This window comes from Akkermansia muciniphila ATCC BAA-835 (assembly GCF_000020225.1).
Lineage (GTDB): Bacteria > Verrucomicrobiota > Verrucomicrobiia > Verrucomicrobiales > Akkermansiaceae > Akkermansia > Akkermansia muciniphila.
This window is the reverse complement of record NC_010655.1, coordinates 1,144,373-1,163,370: the sequence shown is the minus strand read 5'-3', so window position 1 is coordinate 1,163,370 and position 18,998 is coordinate 1,144,373. Positions and strand designations below refer to the sequence as shown.

Sequence of the window (18,998 nt, the reverse complement as noted above, 5' to 3'; positions counted from 1 at the left end):
TGACCTGCGCAGGCCGTCAGGGCAAGCTTCCAGCCATGCGCATCGTCTTCATGGGCACAGGCGACATTGCCATTCCCGCCTTCCGCAGCCTGATCCGTCACTCGGACCTGGCAGGCCTGGTCACGCAGCCCGACCGCCCTGTCGGCAGGCATCAGGTGCTTACAGCCCCGGCCATCAAAAATATTGCCAGGGAAGCGGGCATTCCCGTGCTCCAGCCGCATTCCCTGCGCAGCCCGGATGCGCTGAGCAACCTCAGGAGACTGAATCCGGATCTGATCGTCGTCATGGCGTACGGGCAGATCCTGAGCCAGGAAGTGATTGATATGGCGCCCATGGGCTGCATCAACGCCCATGCCTCCCTCCTGCCGCGCCACCGCGGAGCGGCCTGCATCCAGTCCGCCATCAAATCCGGCGATGCAGAAACGGGCATCACCATCATGCACATTGTCAGGAAGCTGGATGCCGGAGACATCATCGCCCAGATCAGCACCCCCCTGGAAGGCTCGGAAACCGGAGGCACCCTGCATGACAAGCTGGCCAGGATGACACCGGATGTCCTGCTGCCCGTCATCCATTCCATTGAAAAAGGGACGGCCACGCGCATCCGCCAGCAGGAAATCCTGGCAACATACGCCCCCAAGCTCCTGCGGGCGGACGGAAAAATCGACTGGACGCGCCCCGCAGAAGAAATCGGCCGCATGATCCGGGCGTACGACCCGTGGCCCGGTACCTTCACCAACTACTGGAACCGCAAAAAACGCATCCGCAACATGAAAATTTTCCCCGGCTTTTCCATCCTCCCGGAAGCGGAGGGGAAACCGGGCCAGGTGCTCTCCGCCGGGGAACAGGGGCTTTTGATCGCCTGCGGAAGCGGAGGATTGCTGGTGACAGACGTCCAGCTTGAAGGCAGCACGCGCATGAATATCTCCCAGCTCATTGCCGGCCACCCGAATTTGAAAGATATCCATTTTGACGTATAAATGGCCAAGTCCTTTTCCATGGAGAGCCTGAACGCGGCCCAGAGGAAGGCCGTGCAGACCCTGCAGGGGCCCGTGCTGATCCTGGCCGGGGCCGGAACGGGTAAAACGCGCACCGTCACCTGCCGCATCGCCCATATGGTGGACCGTGGCATCAGCCCCAAAAGCATCCTGGCCGTGACGTTCACCAACAAGGCCGCTCTGGAAATGCGGGAACGCGTAGGCCAGATGGTGGAACGCAAGGCGGCGCGCCAAATAATGGTGAGCACTTTCCATTCCCTTTGCGTTCGTATCCTGAGAGAGGATATAGGACGCCTGGGGTACAAAACCAATTTCACCATTTACAGCGGTTCCGAGCAAAGCGGCCTGATCCGGCGACTGATTGTGCGCCACGGCGGCATTACGGAGAAAATCACGCCCAAAGATGTGCTTTCTTCCATGAGCCGGATGAAAAACAGCGGTCTGGGCCTTGACTCCATTGAAGACAACCTGACAGCCAACATCGCCGCCTCCTACCAGCGGGAACTTCAGGCGCAGAATTCCGTGGACTTTGACGACCTGCTGATTCTGGCGGACAAATTGCTGAAGGAGCACCGGGACGTCAGGGAGGCGTGGCAACAGCGCTTCCGCTATATCACCGTAGATGAATTCCAGGATACCAACAGCCTCCAAATGAGCCTGCTGGGCCATCTGGTAGGTCCGGAACACAATGTCTGCGTAGTGGGAGACGACGACCAGTCCATCTACGGCTGGCGAGGCGCCCAGATCAGCAATATCCTGGAATTCGAACGTTTTTTCCCAAATCCCTCCGTCATCAAACTGGAAGAAAATTACCGCTGCACCGCCCCCATTCTGGACACGGCCAATGCCCTGATCCGCCACAATCTGGGCCGGAGGGACAAGACGCTGCGCGCCCACAAAGGCGGAGGAGAAGCCGTCCGGCTCATTTCCATGCCCGGAGACGCGGAAGAGGCGGAATTCATCATTACGGACATTGAAAACGTCCGCAGGCAGGAAGGCCGGCCCTGGGAGGATTTCGCCATTCTGTTCCGGGCCAATACCCAGAGCCGCATCATTGAACAAACGCTCCGGGAACACAAAATTCCCTACCGCATGGTGGGCGCGCAAAGTTTTTTCGACCGCAAGGAGGTGAAAGACCTCATTTCCTATCTGGCGACTATCGAAAACCCGCAGGCTGACGAATACCTGCTGCGCATCCTCAACACGCCGCCGCGCGGCATCAGCGAGCTGACCAGCCATCTGGTCATCGACTGGAGCCGGGAGCACGGCAACAGCGTCTGGGCAGCCCTCCAGGACGAAGAATTCCTGGCGGCCCTTTCCACCCGCGCCCGCAACAGCGTGCAGGCATTCAATGAACTGATTGCAAAATACATTGACCTTTTCCAGGATAAGGAAACCGACTTCGGAGACATCCTGGAGCAGCTTATTGAGGAAACCGGATTCAGCGAATACGTCACGCGCCTGTGCAAAACGGAAGCTGAAATCCAGAAACGGCTGGTGTCCATCGGGGACGTGAAAGCCTCCCTCCGCAACTTCTGGCAACCCGGAAAAACCCTCCGGGACTACCTGGCCCAAGTCACCCTGGACAAGGAGGATAATGATGACGACGTGGAAAACAAGCCAGGCGTATGCCTGATTACCATGCACGCCGCCAAGGGACTGGAATTTCCGGTAGTGTACCTCGTGGGGCTGGAGGAAGGCATTCTTCCCCACAAGCGTTCCCTGGAAGACGGCAATTGCGACGAAGAACGCCGCCTGCTTTACGTAGGCATCACGCGCGCCCAGGAGAAACTCATGCTTACTTATTGCGCCACGCGCCTGCGCTACGGGGACCGCATGCCTTGCCAGCGCTCCTCCTTCCTTAGTGAAATTCCTCCCCACCTAATGGAATATTACAAATGGGAGGATCTCATGAACGCGGAAGCGACGGAAGAGGAATCCGGAAACTTTTTCGATTCCCTGCGCAGCATGCTTCTGGAAGAGGAATAAGAGGCGGTATGGCGTTTTGCCGGCCTCTTTTCAACCATGGCCTTATTTTATCAGAGAACAAGGCGCCGTTTCCGTCCGGAAACGCCAGTCTGCCGGCTTTCCGCCTCCAAAATATTCAGCCGCGCCAGCTGCATGGTCTGTTCCGGACGTGAAAAATCCTCCCGGCCTGAACCGGGAGGATTGAAAATACGGGACTGGAGGTCTTCCCTGAATTACCAGAAGATGATGTACAGGGCAACCGTCGCGGCAACCACGAGCCATCCGAAGATTTTAGCCCGTGAAGAGGACTGAAGGGCAACCACGCCCCTGTCGGGCAGCACGATAGGCTGTCCGCCGCGGGCGGCGTTCACCGCCGTGAAGATGAAGCCGATGACCACTACCGTGATGAAACACACGGCCATGCGGTTCAGGAAGGCCATTTCCGGCTGCCATACCTTCAGGATTCCGTACAGGAGGGCATTAATGACGATACCCAGCCAACCGAAGATGCGCGGGCACTTGGGCACAAAGAAGCCGAAGAGGAACACGCACAGGGCGCCCGGGCTCAGGAAGCCCTGGAATTCCTGAATGAAGTTGAAGATGCCGCCAAAGGCCGGGCTGTCCAGGAACGGAGCAATGGTCAGGGCGATCACGGCGCACACCAGCAAACCAATCTTGCCGACGGTAACCAGCTCCGTGGGCCCCGCATTTTTGCGCAGCTTGTTGTAAATATCCATCGTAAAGATGGTGGACGCGGAATTCAACATGGATGCCAGGGAAGACACCACCGCTCCAAAGAGGGCCGCAAGCACAAACCATGTCCAGCCCGTGCCGGGAAGCAACTTCCTGATCAACGTGCCGAAGGCGGAGTCATAGTCAAAGCCTACCAGCGTATCCGTCAGATAGTAGTTATCCGAGTTGTCCACGGCCGGCTTGATGATTTTGTTGTTAAGGGAAGCGATTTTTTCCACGAACGGGGCGCGTTCCGCCAGCGTAGTCTGGTCGTTGGCGGCATCCGCCTTCAAATCGGCGCAGGCCTGTTTCAAATTGGCCATAACATCTTCGCCCACCTTCATTACTTCCGCGTTATGAATGGCATGGGCACAGCCTTCCTCCACGTTTTCCACCAGGAAGCTGTCCGTAAGCTTGTAGATGACGGGGCGGCCCTTGACTGCGGCGGGATCTTCCGTCTTACGGATTTCCGCCGCGTATTTTACTTCCGCCTGTTCCTTCAGGTCATTGCGGTACAGGTTATAGGCCAGGATGCCGGGGACCACCACCACGAATGGGATGATGAGCTTGAGGAATGCGGCGAACACAATGCCCATCTGACCTTCCGCCAGGGATTTGGAAGCCAGCGTACGCTGCATGATGTACTGGTTGAGGCCCCAGTAAAAGAAGTTGGGAATCCACAGGCCCAGGCAAAGAGCCGTCCACGGGATTTCCGCATCATCCGCAGGACGGATCATGTGCAGCTTGCCGCCCACGGTATTTACGCCGCTGGCCGCGTCACCGGAGTTCAGCTCAAAAAAGCGCGTCACCCCATGCCAGAGGCTGTCCGAAGGATTCCCCAGGGAGGCGACCGTCGCGCCGGAATTGGCGGCGGCGGATTGAATCAAATGGTTCGGGTCTGCGCCGCTGAGCTCCGTCAGGGCAAAATAGGCCACCACGCCGCCGCCCACAATCAGGGCGGCGCCCCAGAACAGGTCCGTCCAGGCGCAGGCTTTCAACCCGCCCACGAACACGTATACCGTGGCGCAGAAGGCAATGATAACGCAGCCGACGGTGATGTCGCCGAAGTCAATGCCCATGGCAGAGTATCCCGTGAAGAACACGGAAATCACCTTGGCGCCGGCGTAAATCACGCCCGCAGTCGGCACGCCTACCAGAATCAGCAGCGTAGCAATGGCCATCAGGGAACGGGCCAGCGTGTTATACCGGTATTCCAGGAATTCGGGAATCGTATATACGCCGCCTTTCAACAGCTTGGGGAGGAAGCAGAAGGCTACAACCACCAGCGTGATAGCGGCCAGCCATTCATACCCGGCAATGGCCATGCCCACCCAGTTGGCCGATTTGCCGGACATCCCCACAAACTGTTCCGTGGAAATGTTGGCGGCAATCAGGGAGAAACCCACCAGCCACCAGGTCAAACCGCGGCCGGCAAGGAAATAGTCTGAAGCGCCCTTGGCCTTCTTTTCCTCTTCCGTTTCTTCGGGGTCACGGCTCTTCCAGATGCCCAGGGCGATCACGCCCACCACGACCACGCAGAAGAGAATGACTTCCACCATGGAAAGAGGGGCCGTTTTAGGCTCCGCAGAGGCGGTCTGTTCAGCCTGTACTGCCTCTGCGGCGGGAGCCGCCGGCTGAATTTCCGCTGCCGGCTGGACTTCAACAGCGGGAATCGCGGCCGGAGCGGCCAAGGCGGGCTGCGCATCAGCCGCCGTTGCAGGTACGGGACCCTCCTGGGCAGCTGCGCCCCACGTCATCAGGGCGAGCGCCCCGAATATGGTTGCTAGTGTTTTCATCATCAGTATGGATTAAGCTTGGTACAAAACACGGGCGCCTTCTCCGGCACGGGTTACAAGATACGTAGTTTCAATGCCCGTTTCCTGGCAGTAGCCGTCCAGAAGCTCCTGGGCCACCTTTTCCACATCCTCCGTCTTCACCAGGGCCACAATGCATCCGCCAAACCCGCCGCCCGTCATGCGCGCGCCGTAAATGGAGGATGCGGAGGGAATGCGGTCACAAAGTGAAACAAGGGTATCCACCTCAGCACAGGAAACTTCATAGTCGTCCCGCAGGGAAGCATGGCTGCCGCGCATGGCTACGCCGGCCTCATCCCAATCGCCGCGGGCAAGGGCGTTCGCAAAAGCGTTCACGCGCGCATTTTCTCCAATGACGTGGCGGGCGCGGCGATAGCGCACATCGCCAAGCTGTTCCCTGAAGGATTCCAGCAGCTCCAGCGTAGCTTCCCGCAGGGAGGGTACGCCCATGATGGAAGAAGCTTCCTCACACTGCTTGCGGCGCTGTCCATAAGCTCCGTCCGCCAGGGAATGCTTCACAGCGCTGTCCAGAACCAGCACGGAGACGGATTCATTGTTCATCGGAACCAGCTCATATTCCAGCGTGGCGCAATCCAGCTTGAGAGCCATGCCCTTCTTGCCGTTGGCGGAAATAAACTGGTCCATGATGCCGCAGGGAACGTTCACGAATTCATGTTCCACGGCCTGCCCAATGAGGGCTACTTCCTTGGGATCTATTTCAACGCCGGCAAAAGCGGCGAGCGCCGTACAGACGGCAACTTCAAGAGCGGCACTGGAGGAGAGGCCGCCGCCGCGGGGCACATTGCTGTCAATCAGCATATCCACAGGCCCGATTTCTATGCCGCGCCTGTGCAGGTTGGCCAAAACGCCGCGGACATAATTGGACCAGAACGGTTCGCCGGGAACCAAGGCGTCTTCCACTGCAATTTCATGGATCTGGTCACCCAGGGAACCGCAAAAGCGGTGTTTGCCCACGGGGGAGGGAGCCACAGCCACAACACAATGGTTATCAAGCGCCATAGGCATCACAAAACCGTTATTATAATCCGTGTGCTCACCAATAAGGTTCACACGTCCCGGTGCCGCTGCCACATGAGTAGGCGCCTGACCGAAATACTCGATGAAATACGGAGTCACCGTTTCTTTAGAGATTTCTCGCTGAACTAAATCCATAGTAGATTGATTCTGCCCCATCCCTTTCCGCACCTCAAGATTAAAGTCTCTGTCCGGCAATAATTTTTTTCATTTTCCACAGAATACACCAATTCCATCCCTCTCCCGAATTGCAGTATTCTTAAAACAGGCCTGTTCCACCGGACAGAGAACCCCAGCCGGATTCCAAATTCCCGGCAATAACGGCTGACGGCCTGCAATCCAGGGAGACCAGGAAGCTACTTTGCCCCACGGGCGAAAAGCACTGCCGGGACGGTTTTCAGAAGCAGTTTGATATCCAGCCACAGGGACCAGTTGTCAATATACTTCATATCCAATTCCACCAGCTTTTCAAATTCCCGGATGTTGCTGCGTCCGGCAATCTGCCAGTACCCCGTCACGCCGGGCAGCACGCTCAACCTGCGGCGGTGGGCATCGCTGGTAAAGGCTTCCGTTTCATAAACGGGCAGCGGGCGCGGGCCGACCAGGCTCATTTCCCCTTTCAGCACATTAATGAGCTGGGGAAGCTCGTCGATGCTGAATTTGCGCAGGAAGCGCCCGAAGGAGAAAATGCGAGGGTCGTGCTCCAGCTTAAAGATGGGGCCGTCCATGTCATTGCCGTACTGGGCTTTCACTTCATCCAGCCTTTTATCCGCATCCCGGTACATGGTGCGGAATTTCCACATGCCAAACTCCCGGCCATACAGCCCGGAACGTTTCTGGCGGTAAAAAACCGGGCCGCGATCCGACAGCTTGATTCCCACAGCCGCCAGCACCCACAGGGGTGACGTTCCCACCAGAAGCGCCAGCGCTCCCGTCCAGTCCAGCATTTTCTTCAACTGCCAGGAGGTGGTATAGGGAATGGGGGTGGATTTGTACACCAGCATTCTTGTTCCTCCAATCACGCCGAAATAGGTTTTATGCACGGCGGGCATGCTTACCACCATGCTCGCGTAAAAATCGACTCCCATCTTGCCGCACAGTTCCACCAGGCACCGCGCCACGGAAGAATCCACCTCCTCCGGCAAAAACACCACCTTGCTGACGCAGTTCTTAATCAGCAAATTCCTGACTACCGCACTGTCCACCTCTTCAGGCGCCATGACCAGCAACCCATTCCTGAAGTCCACATGATTGCTCTCCAACGTCCTGCGGAATTCTTTCACATGATCCGGAGTTCCCACCACCAGCGTAGGGGCTTCCTCCACCAGCCTTTTTTCCGCCCGGAACCGGCTGATACGCAGCCAGAGGGAACCCAGGAAGGTAAGCAGATACGCCAGGGACTGGACACCGACATCCGCGGAAAAGGGAACAAAGAACTTCCATATCATCACGCTTAACACCACAAAACAGGCATATGCCACCACAAACCGCCGGATGCTTTCCCAGAGCGTCTGGCAGCGGTAGTAAACGCCGAACTGGTCACAGCACACATACAGCAGCAGAGACATCGTCAGCGGCGTCAGCACCAGCGTCCGCAGACGCCACGGTTCCGGAGCGACCCCATCCCATTGCCAGGACACAAATCCGACAACGAAGAAAACGACGAACGCAAGGACGAAAACAACAATCTTATTAATCCCGTAGGTAGTACGGTCTGCATTTTGAATCAGCATCGAGAGAATATGTAGATTAGTCGGCATTTAAAATGCTCCGTCCTCGTCTTTTTGTCAAATTGTTTGCTCACTCTGAGCCATGCCCGGCACGGAAGCCTGCCTCCCGGACGGCCTTCCCGCCTCCGGGCGGTCGGAAAGCCTAAAATGACGAGATACCGGCTTGCAAGAATCCGGCTCCCTGTGCATTGGTATACGCGTCAATCGACCGGACTGGTCACGCGCCTAGCCTGATCGCCCCCCTATCAGACCATGCATGGACCGTTGATCGGGGCATGGGGCCCCCTTACTCCTGGCTTTTCTCATGGCAGCGGAACGTCCCGGCGATCCTCCGGATGGAATTTACTGCACACAGCGATAAATCCGGCATGACACCAACATAATCACCAACTTAGCATTATAAGTATGTCACAACACAACACACAGGGAAGACAGGGCCAGGGAGCCCGCCGCCGCTACAACAAGGGCGGACGCTCCTATGGCAATGACCGCCGCGATTCCAGCGGTTACCGTCCCAAGTACAGAAAAGAAGCGCCCGCCAAACTCTCCTTGTGGCAGCGTTTCCTGGGCCTCTTCGGCATTCGTCCGTCCAAGAATAACAAGCATGCGGCCAGGGATAAAGCCGCCGCCAAAACCAACACCCGCGTAGCCCGCAACAGGCAAGATCGCGTTTCCGCACCCAAACAGCCCGTCTCCAACCGCCGGCTTTATGTGGGCAATCTTTCCTATGAAGCTACGGAAAGCGACCTGGAGGACGTGTTCAAGGGCATCGGGGAAGTCAATTCCGTGGAAATCATTTACAACCCCCGCACCCACAAGTCCAAGGGGTATGCTTTTGTGGAAATGAAGAAGATGGAAGACGCCATCCGTTCCGTGGACATTCTCCACAACCAGCCTTTCATGGGCCGCAATCTGCTGGTCAGCGGAGCCAATGAACGCCAGGAACAACCCCGGCAGCCCCGCGAAGACCGCGCGCCCAGGGAAGAACAGGATTCCATGGCGGAAGTGAAAGAAACCTCCACTCCCCTGCTCCAGCCGGAAGCTCCCGCTCCCCAGTCCCAGGAACAATAACCGTTTTACCATGCGGAAGCCGGCCTTTCTTCAAAGGCCGGCTTCCTGCATTTACGGAAAAGGGAACTCCAGGCAGCAACGAACGTGCAGCACGGCACGGGAGCCGCACCATCCAACAGCCCTTCCATCCGTAGGGTTTAAACCACTCCCCTGTCCGTCCCGGGGCGGCGGAACAGGCGTGCCTGCAAAGGCGGATTCTGAAAATATCACGGCAGCCCCCAGGCTCTGCGCAGGCGCAAATATTCCCTGGCGGGGAGCAGAATATAAAGGGGGTGTCTGGAAGGATCCAGCCATGCAATCATGGCCCTCAAATTTTCCTCGCTCATCGCGGTGCATCCGGCCGTAGGGGCTCCTCCGTCCCGGCGCCAGATATGGAAAAAAATGGAGGAACCCGCACCCGGCACGGGTTTCTGCCGTCCGTCTGCGGCATTATGCCGGATAAACAGTTTCAGACTGTGGGCGTAATCATTCAGCTTCATCTGCTGCTTGAACTCCCAAGGCGTGACGGGATCATGCTTCAGCACAAAGTGCTGGTTATACAGGGGAGAAGCAGGGTCATCCACCCACATGTCCCGCGGCGTAATGCGGCGGTACGGCATGGAACGCTTTTTCTGCGGCGCGGGAACAGTTCCATATACGCCCCCCAGTTCAAAAATTCCCGCGGGAGAGCGCAAGTCCCCCTCCTTCTTCACCGGCCCTCCGGCGGGAGGGAGGCTGACGCCCCTGCCCCAGACCAGACCGGATTTTCCCAGACGCGCCGGAAACGGCCCCTTCACCATCACCCAGCCCCGCGGCCCCTTCTCCAAAAGGCTCAACTGCACATGGGAACTATTCCACCCGTCCGCGGAACCTACAATCACCTGGCTGCAATCCGCAGGGAGCGCCGCGGCCGGAAAACAGAACGCCGCCAGCATGCACAAACACAGGTATACTGCCTTCATGAGCCGTAGCATAACGGCACCGTTCCGGAAGAAAAGCAATTACTCCGTCTCCGCAGGCGCGCCGTCCGGCGGAATCCACCCGCCTAGTTCAACGGAAGAACTTCTTCCAGCAGGGACTCAATTCCCTCCTTGGCAAACCGGGAATACAGATACAGCCTTTTGGCTTCCATGTATTTACCCAGGGCAGACCCCACTTCTCCCGCATTCCTGCATTTTTCCGCATCATTCAGCAGATTTACCAGTGTGCTTGCCTTTGTCGTCAGGTCCAAATACCGGGCATTCAGCTCCTGGTCATTGATGAACAGTTCCTGGTCCCTGGAACGCAGCTGTTGAAGCTCCTCCCAGGCGCCGTATACGTCCTGCATGGCTTCACGCTGGCGCGCTGCGCCCAAGGCACGCTCAATAACGGCCATTTTGCCCAGATCTTCCACAAACTGCTTCTGGAGCTCCGGATCATCCTTCACCAGAACGGCAAATTCATGCTGGTTGTCAAAAATGCGGCGATAATTCTTATTCTTGTGGAAACGCTTGAAATCCTCCAGAGCGTGGGATTGCTGACCTGCGGCCATCATGGCGTTCCGCAGCGGAAGAAGACGGGGATTCTTCGGCCAGATTTCAATGGCGCTTTTCAGGCATTCCTCCAATTTGGCGCGGTCCCCCCTGGCCAGGGCTTCCTGCCCCTGGGAAATATAGGCGTCACTGGCGAATACGGCGGCGCTGATAGCGGACTCCGCACGGCCCGTACTGAAATCCCTGGAAGTCTTCTTAAGGTTCTCCACCAGGGAAAGGGCTTCTTCGTAATCTTTGCCGTTCATCAACTCGAACAACTTTTCCACGTCCCGTTTGAAGGCATACAGTTTTTGCTTCTTCTCATACGGAAACGTATTCACGGCAGGCATGAATTCCCCGATCAGGAGAGCTTCGTTCAGCCGTTCCAGCGCATCCACGTAATGATGGGAATCCACCAGGTTGTTCACGGCCTTCATGTGCCGGTCGGAGTCACGGGCCAGTTCCCGGGAAAGGTTGTCCAGAATAGCGACGGTGGGAGGAGCGCCCAGCGTACCGCTGAACATCTTGGCGGCATCGGAATTCTTATCCAGCCGCAGCTTGGTATCCCCGTCATTGAACAGGCGGCTGTAAACGCCGCAGCCTATGGAAACATGGTCAAAACGCCGCTGGGCAAACAATTGAACCAGCGTAGACTGAAAAACAATCTTCGCTTCCGTCACCGTCAGAACCTGTTCACTTTCCAGCTTCAGCTTGCGGGCTTCCATCTCCACTACACGCTTTTCCAGATATTTGTAACGGGGGTTATTTTTGGCGGGATGATTGGTGGAAGTTCCCTTTTTCCCGCCCTTCTGGCCGGAGGGCGCACCGGAAATCGTCGTCACGCCGCTTTCCATCAGGCTCATCTTCTGGGCGTTGCTGCGGATTTCCCTCTCCACCGCCTCAAGCATCTTCCCCTTGTTTTTTCCATTGCTCCTGGCCTGCCACGCGGTGTAAATGGCCTGGCAGAGAGCGTCGGAAACGCCTCCGTCCAGCGGGTTGCTGGAAGCGGTGGTCAACAGGTCCACTACCTGCCGCACCACATTATCCGCCACCAGTTTTTCCTTGCGCATGGAGAGCGTTTCGTGGAGCTTTTCAAAAATTTTCTGATATTCCTTCGCATCTTCCGTACTTTCCTCCGGCTGGCTCAGGTACTTGTTGAAACGCGCTTCAATCTCCCGGAAACTGCCCATATTCAACGTCGTTCCGTTGATGGTCACCGTGCCGTCCTGAGGGTTCAGGAAAGGAAGCTCATTGCCGTACAGGGACTTGGCATCCCCCTGCCTGGAAGGCTGGTAGGCATTCGGCTGAACGGCGGGAGGGGAGGCAGGGGACGCGGCAGGCGCACCGCCGGCTGCAGGAGGGTTGTACATCATCTGCCCCAGGGCGGGAACCGCGCAGGCCAGGGTCATCAAAAAACAGCATTTCATAGGACGAGGGAGATTGTTTATTTAGGCTGAATGGATGTAGCTACGCACACGCCGCGCACCTTCGGATTGATATCTTTCACCCGGAACTCTATCCTGTATTGCTGGTCCCGGTTGATGTTCAGTCCGTTCCTGGCCTCAGCGGAAACACAGACGGGAATAATGTACTCACGCCCGGAGGCGTCTTTGTACAAGAAGGCAATAAGCTCGGACTCGCCGCGCGGAAAACGGTCAATCACCGTTCCGTCCAGTGCATAGTTGTTATTGGAAAGCTGGGAGGCGTTCGCCGCCAGAATGTCCAGAGGTATATCCGACCCGGCCTGCGGCTTCTCCCCGGCTCGGAACATGACAATCCCCACAATAACGGCCAGCACAAAAACCGCCGCCCCGACCGTCAAAACCAGTGCGGATGATGAGGAACTTTTCTTTTTTGCTGCACGCCGTCTCGCCATAATTTCTGATGGAAAAAGTATATAACGTACTTCCCGCAAGCGCACGCATTAAATTAAAGCTCCCAGCGCGAACGGCGGATTCCCGCGTAGGCGGCCGCAATGCCGCACGCAACATGCACGCCCAGAACAATATAGCAAACCAGGGAGGGCGTCAGGTCCGTATCCAGCACATTCTTGACGGCGTAATATACATCGTCCTTCAGGGCGGAGATGCTGCCGGACCACGCCCAGTACGCGGAAATGAAGGGCCGTATGAAACCCTCCGCATATTCCGGAAGCGCCAGCACCGCTCCGGAGAGAGGAAGCTGGAAACCCACCAGATAAATGCTCAGCAGGGAAGCCTGGTCCGCACTCCGGGCCAGGGCGGAAATGCCCAGGCATACAAAAGTCATGGCGGCGTTCGCCAAAATCAGGAACAGCAGATGCGTCAGGCCGCCGCCACGGTCCCAGAAAAAATCCACAAAGGCAAACATCCAGACGGATTGCACCAGCACCAGAACGCTCAGATAGGACAGCTTGCTCGCCAGGTAGGCGGAAGGCCTCATGCCCGCATACTTTTCCTTTTCCATGACGGCGCGTTCACCGGCCACCTCGCGGGCGGCATTGTTGGACCCCATCAGCCCCAGCAAAATCACCTCAAACATGATGATGCCGGAGACGGCGGACCCCGTTTTCATGTTCAGCTGCTGGGCTTCCATATCCTTCTGGACAGTCTGGACATCCTGCGTGGCGGAAAGCCCCACGATTTGCCCGGAGCCCTTGTCCGTAAACATGGCTACCAGCACGGGAAACAGCAGCACCATGACCAATTGAAGAACCAACTGGGAACGGTCGCGGAAAAAGATGCGCCAGCGCCGCCCCAGCAAGCAAAAGAACTGGGTGAAGAATCCGGGAACTTCCGGAATGTTTTCCTCCACGGCCTTTTCCCGTTCCGTTCCGGATTCTCCGGAGGCCCCCTCCTTCTCCGCCTCCGCAGGACGGACGGCATCCGGATCCGGCAGTTCCCCGGAAAGAATTTTCTTCTCCCTTTCCTGTTCCAGACGGGAATAATAGGAATCCCGGTGCTTGCTCCAGGACCGGCTCCAGGAAGGGCCTTCACGATCCTGGAGCTTCGGGTAAATCTCCTCCAGCGAGGAAACGCCGAAGTAATGCAGCATGGTTTTCGGAGAACCGTGGTAAGCCACGCAGCCCTGGTGCATGACCAGGATGGAATCATACCTGTCCAGATGGGAAAGGCTGTGCGTGACGGAAATGACGATGCGGCCTTCCGAACGGGAGATTTCATGCAGGAGGAACACGATATCGTGTTCCGACCTGGGATCCAGTCCGGACGTCACCTCATCGCAAATCAGCAGCCGGGGATTGGATACCAGTTCCATGGCCAGCGCCAGGCGCCTTTTCTGGCCGCCGGAAAGAATTTTCACATCCCGGTCCGTAATCCCCTCCATTCCCGTTACCTCCAGGGCATTGTCAATGCTGTCGTCCAAATCGTCCACGGAATTGAACCGGCAACGGAGCCTGGCGGCGCTCTCCACATTCTCATCCACGCTCAGCTGGTCATAGGCAATGCTGAACTGGGGAACGAACCCGATTTCCGAAGGTTCAAAGTCTTCTTCAGCCAAATCATGGCCATTCCAGAAAAAACGCCCGCCCGTTTCCGCAATCATGCCTGCAATCGCCTTCAATAAGGTCGTCTTTCCGCAGCCGGAAGGACCAACGACCGCCATAAAATGACCGCGAGGGACATTAAAACTGACATTGTCCAATAATTTCAAAGGACCATCCGGTGTTTCTATCTCATACGTAATGCCGTCCGCCTGCAACATGGTTCTTTTACTTTAACGTATCAACTTCCGCATCATCAAGGAAAATCGGGCATTTGCACTCTATCCCGCCAGCAACGGAGAACATGCTCTCCGGAAACCTTCCCTGCCAGCCGCGGGAACGCTCCCGCGGTCAGGCTCCTCCTGCCCCCGCTCATCTCGGCATCCCCCGCGGCCGTATCCGTGCCGCAAACCGGGCTGCACGGAATTCCCCCGAAAAACCGGATGGACAGACACAGCCCTCCCGAAAGGGAGGTTTGAAGCCTCCGGGAGCGTTTATTTCATCATCTTCCAAACCGCCAGCCGTTTTCAAAACGGAAAATCCGCATCCCCCACCGGATCCACAGCTTTGTCCTCAAACTTTTTAACAGCTTTCTGCTGGGGATTTACGGCACGGACCACCAACGCCCGGGGGGGCATTTCCCGCCGCCTTCCGAACTCGCATTTTTCCTCGCACAAATCGCAGGAGTTCCGGCGTTCGCGTTCCTCAGGCCGTTCCGCGGTAACGGGACAGGCGTGTTCGCACGCGCCGCAGCCGATGCACAGGGAAGGATCCAGCCTGGGCAGGCGGTGCTCCTGGCCGTCACGCCCGATATAGGGCACCGTGTAAAGGGCCTTGGTGGGGCAATGCTCCGTACAGGCTCCGCAATCCATGTCCTCCCGGGCAACCAGGCAGCGGCAGACGTAAAACCGGGCCACGGCAATGCGCGTAGTATCTTTTGTTATTCCCTCAGTATCCCTTTCCGCGGTAACAGGCATCCTGCGTATGGCCCCCGTGGGGCAGACTTCCGCACACCGGTGGCAATCATAAAGGCAGTATTTGGTGGCAAAATCCATCCGGGGTTTCATGAATCCCTTCAGGCCAAGCTGCAGGTATGAAGGCTGAAGCACATGGGTGGGGCAGTTGGCAACGCACATCTGGCAGCCGGTGCAGATATCCAGAAAACGTTCCAGGGAACCGGCTCCGGGAGGAAGAACGCACTGGGTGGGGTCCAGCTTCCGGGCGGCATCTCCCCGGCATCCGGAAAGGGCGGCCGTAGCCAGCCCGGCCGCAGTAGCCTCCAGGAACTGGCGGCGGGAACTCCCGGCAATGGAGGGAACTGCGGCGGAAGAAGAGAGGGCGGTATCCGGGGAAGCCTTCTTTTTTTGGGCCGGAACCAGTTGACGGGCCCTGGTAAACCAGCGGTAGCGTATTCCCCCCTCACTGCAGGAGCGCACGCAATCGTAGCACGCCACGCAGCGTGAGGAGTCTATTTTGTATTCCTTCAGGTTCAGGCATTGCGCCTTGCAGGATTTGACGCATTTGCCGCATTTCTTGCAGGAGGCGGGATCAAAGCCCAGCCGGAAAAGGGAGATACGGGAAAGCAGGCCAAGCAGCGTGCCGACGGGGCATACCGTATTGCAATACAGGCGCCCCTTCCAGGCACTCATGACGGCCACCAGGCCGAGCATGCCGGCGGAAGCCAGCAGAACCGGGAAAGCCGCGGGGAAATAATCCATCTGGACCAGGTCCGCAGAAGAACTGTCCGCCGCCAGCAGGTTATTGCTCCAAATGGCGGCCGGCCATGCCAGCACATACATGATGCGCCCGAAAATGCTGTAAGGGTCCAGCCAATTCAGAGACAGACCGGCCAGCCCCGTCACGCAGCAGGCGGCCAGCAATGCCAGCACCCCATACCGCACCCACGGCACAGGCCGGGAGAATTTCAGGAAACGCTTCGGCGCCAGCCAGCGGCGGATTCTGAAGACAATATCCTGGAGAATCCCCAGCGGGCAGATGAAGGAACAGTATACGCGGCCGAACAGCAGCGTAAGCAGCAGCAAAACCCCCAGAATCACGGCGGAAACGGCTGCCCCGCTCAGGGTCCCCAGCACGGACGGCACAAATTGCCACCGCGCCAGGGAAAAGGAATCTTCCATCCCCTCTCCGCCCCCCGTCATGTTCGGCACGTTCCACGCGGGAATGTGGTGCAGAAAAGCGTATGCAATCCCAATAAAGAAAATGACGGCCACCGTCACGCGGAGCCACTTCAGAGGACTGACGAGAAAGGCTTTGATAACTGACATATTTATCATAAACCCGCCGGAGGCGGAAAGTTGGCCCCCCACCGCGTCATCCGCAGACGGGAGAAGGAGCCGCCGCGTCAGGCCATGCTGATACGGCGGATATTAAGCCTGGAAAGGTCGGCGACGCCCAGCCCCATTTCCTCCCCAAGCTGCACATGGCGAATTTTTCCGGCCTTGTTCAGCAGGGCGGCGCCCGCAGCGTCAATGGCCACGATGTCACGGGAAGCCAGAAGGGTTTTGCGCTCCACCAGGTCATTCGTATCCTTCCCCACGGGGCCATTGCGCACCATGGGCATGTAGGCGTCCAGCACGCACAGGTCCGGCTTGCGGAAATACACGGCGTCCGCGATGCACTGGTGCAGGTCGTTCTTATGCATGGCCCCGCGGTCCCAGACGGTGCCCATGACATTCTTCATGCAGGCGGTCATCTCGGAACCGCTGTGGTGCTTGAGGGGCGGGCAGGTGATATAAACATCCGCTTCCAGCACGGCCTTATGCACCTTGGCGGAGGTGAATTTCCGGGCTTTCGGGTTTTCCGTCCGCACGTACTGGCTCTCATTGCCGCCGTCCACCATCACACCGCCAGCCTTCTCTACGGCCTCTTTCACGCCGCTGCCCTCATAAGCGCCGTTGTGGCAGCAGTGGTCAAACACCCTTACTTCCTTCGCCCCGGCCTTCCTGCACAGCTCCACCAGCGTGGCGACGGTTTCAGGATGAGTGTTGGCGCCAAATTCCGGAGCCTTGTTCCAGCCGATGTTCGGCTTGATGACGACGGTCTGGCCCGGCTTGACGAAAGCCTGCATGCCGCCCAGCGTCTCCACGGCCTTCCTGACCATCTCCGCACGGGTACCGTTGCGAACGGCCACCAGATCCGGGATGCCGGAAGCCGCCGGAGCTCCGGCCTCCTGGGCGAACAGGGAATCCATGTCCGATATGGCCGCCAGCGCCCCTGCGGCGGCAGTCCTTTTCAAAAAAGTGCGTCTGTCAGTCATCTTCATGGCAACGTCTGTGGTTTATCCCCGCATGCGGGAACACGCAGAAGGTTTTATGCCTCTTCCTAACACACGCCCTGCCAAAAAACAACCTGTCATTCTTCCCGCACCGGAATTTCATAAACGAATTGTCATACAGGCAAGGCTTCTGTACAACCCGGTCATGAAATGTTCCCTGCTCAGCCGCCCCATGACCTGCGCTCATGACTGGATCAGCCGCGTCGTCTCCCCCGGGGACGCAGTCGTGGACGCCACGGCGGGCAACGGGCACGATACGGTTTTCCTGGCCCGGCTGGTTGGCACTTCCGGCCAGGTGCACGCCTTTGACGTGCAGGAAGAAGCCATCCGCGCCACCAGGGAGCGTCTGGAGAAGGAAGGGCTGCTCACCCCTTCCGTCCAGCTCCATCTTGCCAGCCATGACCGCCTGGCGGAACTGGTCGGAGGCCCCGTGAAGGCCATCGTTTTCAACCTGGGCTATCTGCCGGGCGGGGACAAAAAAACGGTCACCAGGACGGAATGCACCCTGGCGGCGCTGGAACAGGCCGCCGCTCTCATTGCCCCGAACGGGCTTCTCAGCGTCATGTGCTATCCCGGCCACGAAGGAGGAAAGGAAGAAGCGGAAGCCGTGGAAGCCTTCCTGTCCCGCCTGCCCCATCATTCCTGGCGCGCCGGCAAATACCAGCTCCTGAACACCGGAACACCGGCTCCCTTCCAGATATGCGCCTTCAGGCTGGACTGACCTCCCCGCCGCCAGGCGTCCGGGAAAGACCTCAGGCCCGGCGTTCCTTCATCCACTCCACCACCTGTGCCAGAGCGCGGGCGCGGTGCGACATGGAATTTTTCACTTCCATGGGAAGCTGGGCGAAACTCCGGTCATGCCCTTCCGGGACAAACAGCGGATCATAGCCGAACCCTCCTTCTCCGGCCGGCTCCGTCAACATGTAGCCTTCCACGGAACCGGAAAACTCCGCCAGCACGCGGCCGTTCCCGGCAAGCACCATGACGCAGCGGAACCGCGCGGAAGGCCTGTCCCCCGGCTTCACGCCGGCGCGCCGCAGTTCCTCCATCATGCGGAGGTTATTCCGCGCATGATTCCCTTCCTCCCCGCCGAAGGAGGAGGACCAGACTCCGGGGCGCCCGTCCAGCACATCCACCTCCAGCCCGGAATCATCCGCCAGCAGGACGCCGGGGATGCATCTGGAAGCGGAAAGCGCCTTGAGCGTGGCGTTCTCCGTAAACGTGACTCCCGTTTCATCCACGGGCGGAGCCTGGGGATAGTCGGAAAGATCCTTCACTTCCCATTTCCCGGCCAGCATGGCGCGGATTTCCCCGGTCTTGTGGGCGTTGCGCGTGGCAACCACCAGCAGCGGCAATTCCTGTTCCATAATCATCAATCTTTTAC

14 protein-coding genes are annotated in these 18,998 nt (G+C 58.1%); 4 read left to right on the top strand and 10 right to left on the bottom strand.

Going from position 1 to position 18,998, the window contains the following annotated elements:
• The first annotated feature begins 35 nt into the window (after nucleotides 1-35).
• Together fmt and AMUC_RS05220 are read left to right on the top strand one after the other, a co-directional pair.
• Nucleotides 36-980 (top strand): methionyl-tRNA formyltransferase, encoded by a 945-nt coding sequence (fmt, locus tag AMUC_RS05225; protein WP_012420019.1) that lies wholly within the window; start codon nucleotides 36-38, stop codon nucleotides 978-980.
• Nucleotides 981-2,987 carry an ATP-dependent helicase gene (locus tag AMUC_RS05220; RefSeq protein ID WP_012420018.1) on the top strand — a complete coding sequence of 669 codons (2,007 nt, stop codon included), beginning with the start codon at nucleotides 981-983 and terminating at the stop codon, nucleotides 2,985-2,987. It begins immediately after the preceding gene.
• 212 nt (nucleotides 2,988-3,199) lie between these two features.
• Here the strand turns inward: AMUC_RS05220 and AMUC_RS11955 are convergent, their stop codons facing one another.
• The 3 genes from AMUC_RS11955 to AMUC_RS05205 all read right to left on the bottom strand — a co-directional run bounded on the left by AMUC_RS11955 (nucleotide 3,200) and on the right by AMUC_RS05205 (nucleotide 8,280).
• Nucleotides 3,200-5,497: a sodium:solute symporter family transporter gene (locus AMUC_RS11955; RefSeq protein WP_012420017.1), complete on the bottom strand. Its 2,298-nt coding sequence runs from the start codon at nucleotides 5,495-5,497 to the stop codon at nucleotides 3,200-3,202.
• Nucleotides 5,498-5,506: 9 nt separating this feature from the next.
• Nucleotides 5,507-6,685 carry a galactokinase gene (gene galK, locus AMUC_RS05210; RefSeq protein ID WP_012420016.1) on the bottom strand — a complete coding sequence of 393 codons (1,179 nt, stop codon included), beginning with the start codon at nucleotides 6,683-6,685 and terminating at the stop codon, nucleotides 5,507-5,509.
• Nucleotides 6,686-6,903: 218 nt separating this feature from the next.
• Nucleotides 6,904-8,280, bottom strand: coding sequence for a sugar transferase (locus AMUC_RS05205; RefSeq protein ID WP_012420015.1), 1,377 nt, complete (start codon nucleotides 8,278-8,280; stop codon nucleotides 6,904-6,906).
• A 402-nt stretch (nucleotides 8,281-8,682) separates the two neighbouring features.
• Here AMUC_RS05205 and AMUC_RS11950 point away from each other — a divergent pair, with 402 nt between their 5' ends.
• Complete coding sequence (locus AMUC_RS11950; protein WP_012420014.1) at nucleotides 8,683-9,348, top strand: RNP-1 like RNA-binding protein; 666 nt, start codon at nucleotides 8,683-8,685, stop codon at nucleotides 9,346-9,348.
• A gap of 206 nt (nucleotides 9,349-9,554) precedes the next feature.
• On the opposite strand, the gene AMUC_RS05195 is transcribed toward AMUC_RS11950, so the two are convergent.
• From AMUC_RS05195 to AMUC_RS05170, 6 genes are all read right to left on the bottom strand, one after another.
• On the bottom strand, nucleotides 9,555-10,289 hold the full coding sequence (locus AMUC_RS05195; protein WP_157738248.1) for a L,D-transpeptidase family protein: 735 nt from the start codon (nucleotides 10,287-10,289) through the stop codon (nucleotides 9,555-9,557).
• Nucleotides 10,290-10,372: 83 nt separating this feature from the next.
• Entirely contained in the window at nucleotides 10,373-12,265 is a 1,893-nt protein-coding gene (locus tag AMUC_RS05190; protein ID WP_087393489.1) for a hypothetical protein, read from the bottom strand.
• A 17-nt stretch (nucleotides 12,266-12,282) separates the two neighbouring features.
• On the bottom strand, nucleotides 12,283-12,714 hold the full coding sequence (locus tag AMUC_RS05185; protein ID WP_012420011.1) for a hypothetical protein: 432 nt from the start codon (nucleotides 12,712-12,714) through the stop codon (nucleotides 12,283-12,285).
• 53 nt (nucleotides 12,715-12,767) lie between these two features.
• A complete protein-coding gene (locus tag AMUC_RS05180) occupies nucleotides 12,768-14,540 on the bottom strand; it encodes an ABC transporter ATP-binding protein/permease (protein WP_012420010.1) in 1,773 nt (590 codons plus the stop codon).
• Between the two features lie 306 nt (nucleotides 14,541-14,846).
• Nucleotides 14,847-16,604 carry a 4Fe-4S dicluster domain-containing protein gene (locus AMUC_RS05175; protein ID WP_052294451.1) on the bottom strand — a complete coding sequence of 586 codons (1,758 nt, stop codon included), beginning with the start codon at nucleotides 16,602-16,604 and terminating at the stop codon, nucleotides 14,847-14,849.
• Nucleotides 16,605-16,681: 77 nt separating this feature from the next.
• Nucleotides 16,682-17,602 carry a DUF362 domain-containing protein gene (locus AMUC_RS05170; RefSeq protein ID WP_198153351.1) on the bottom strand — a complete coding sequence of 307 codons (921 nt, stop codon included), beginning with the start codon at nucleotides 17,600-17,602 and terminating at the stop codon, nucleotides 16,682-16,684.
• A 157-nt stretch (nucleotides 17,603-17,759) separates the two neighbouring features.
• Between AMUC_RS05170 and mnmM the strand changes: the two genes are divergently transcribed.
• Nucleotides 17,760-18,335, top strand: a complete 576-nt coding sequence (gene mnmM / locus AMUC_RS05165; protein WP_042448851.1) for a tRNA 5-(aminomethyl)-2-thiouridylate-methyltransferase MnmM — start codon at nucleotides 17,760-17,762, stop codon at nucleotides 18,333-18,335.
• A gap of 31 nt (nucleotides 18,336-18,366) precedes the next feature.
• Here the strand turns inward: mnmM and AMUC_RS05160 are convergent, their stop codons facing one another.
• On the bottom strand, nucleotides 18,367-18,987 hold the full coding sequence (locus AMUC_RS05160) for a non-canonical purine NTP pyrophosphatase (protein ID WP_233420572.1): 621 nt from the start codon (nucleotides 18,985-18,987) through the stop codon (nucleotides 18,367-18,369).
• Nucleotides 18,988-18,998: the final 11 nt, after the last annotated feature.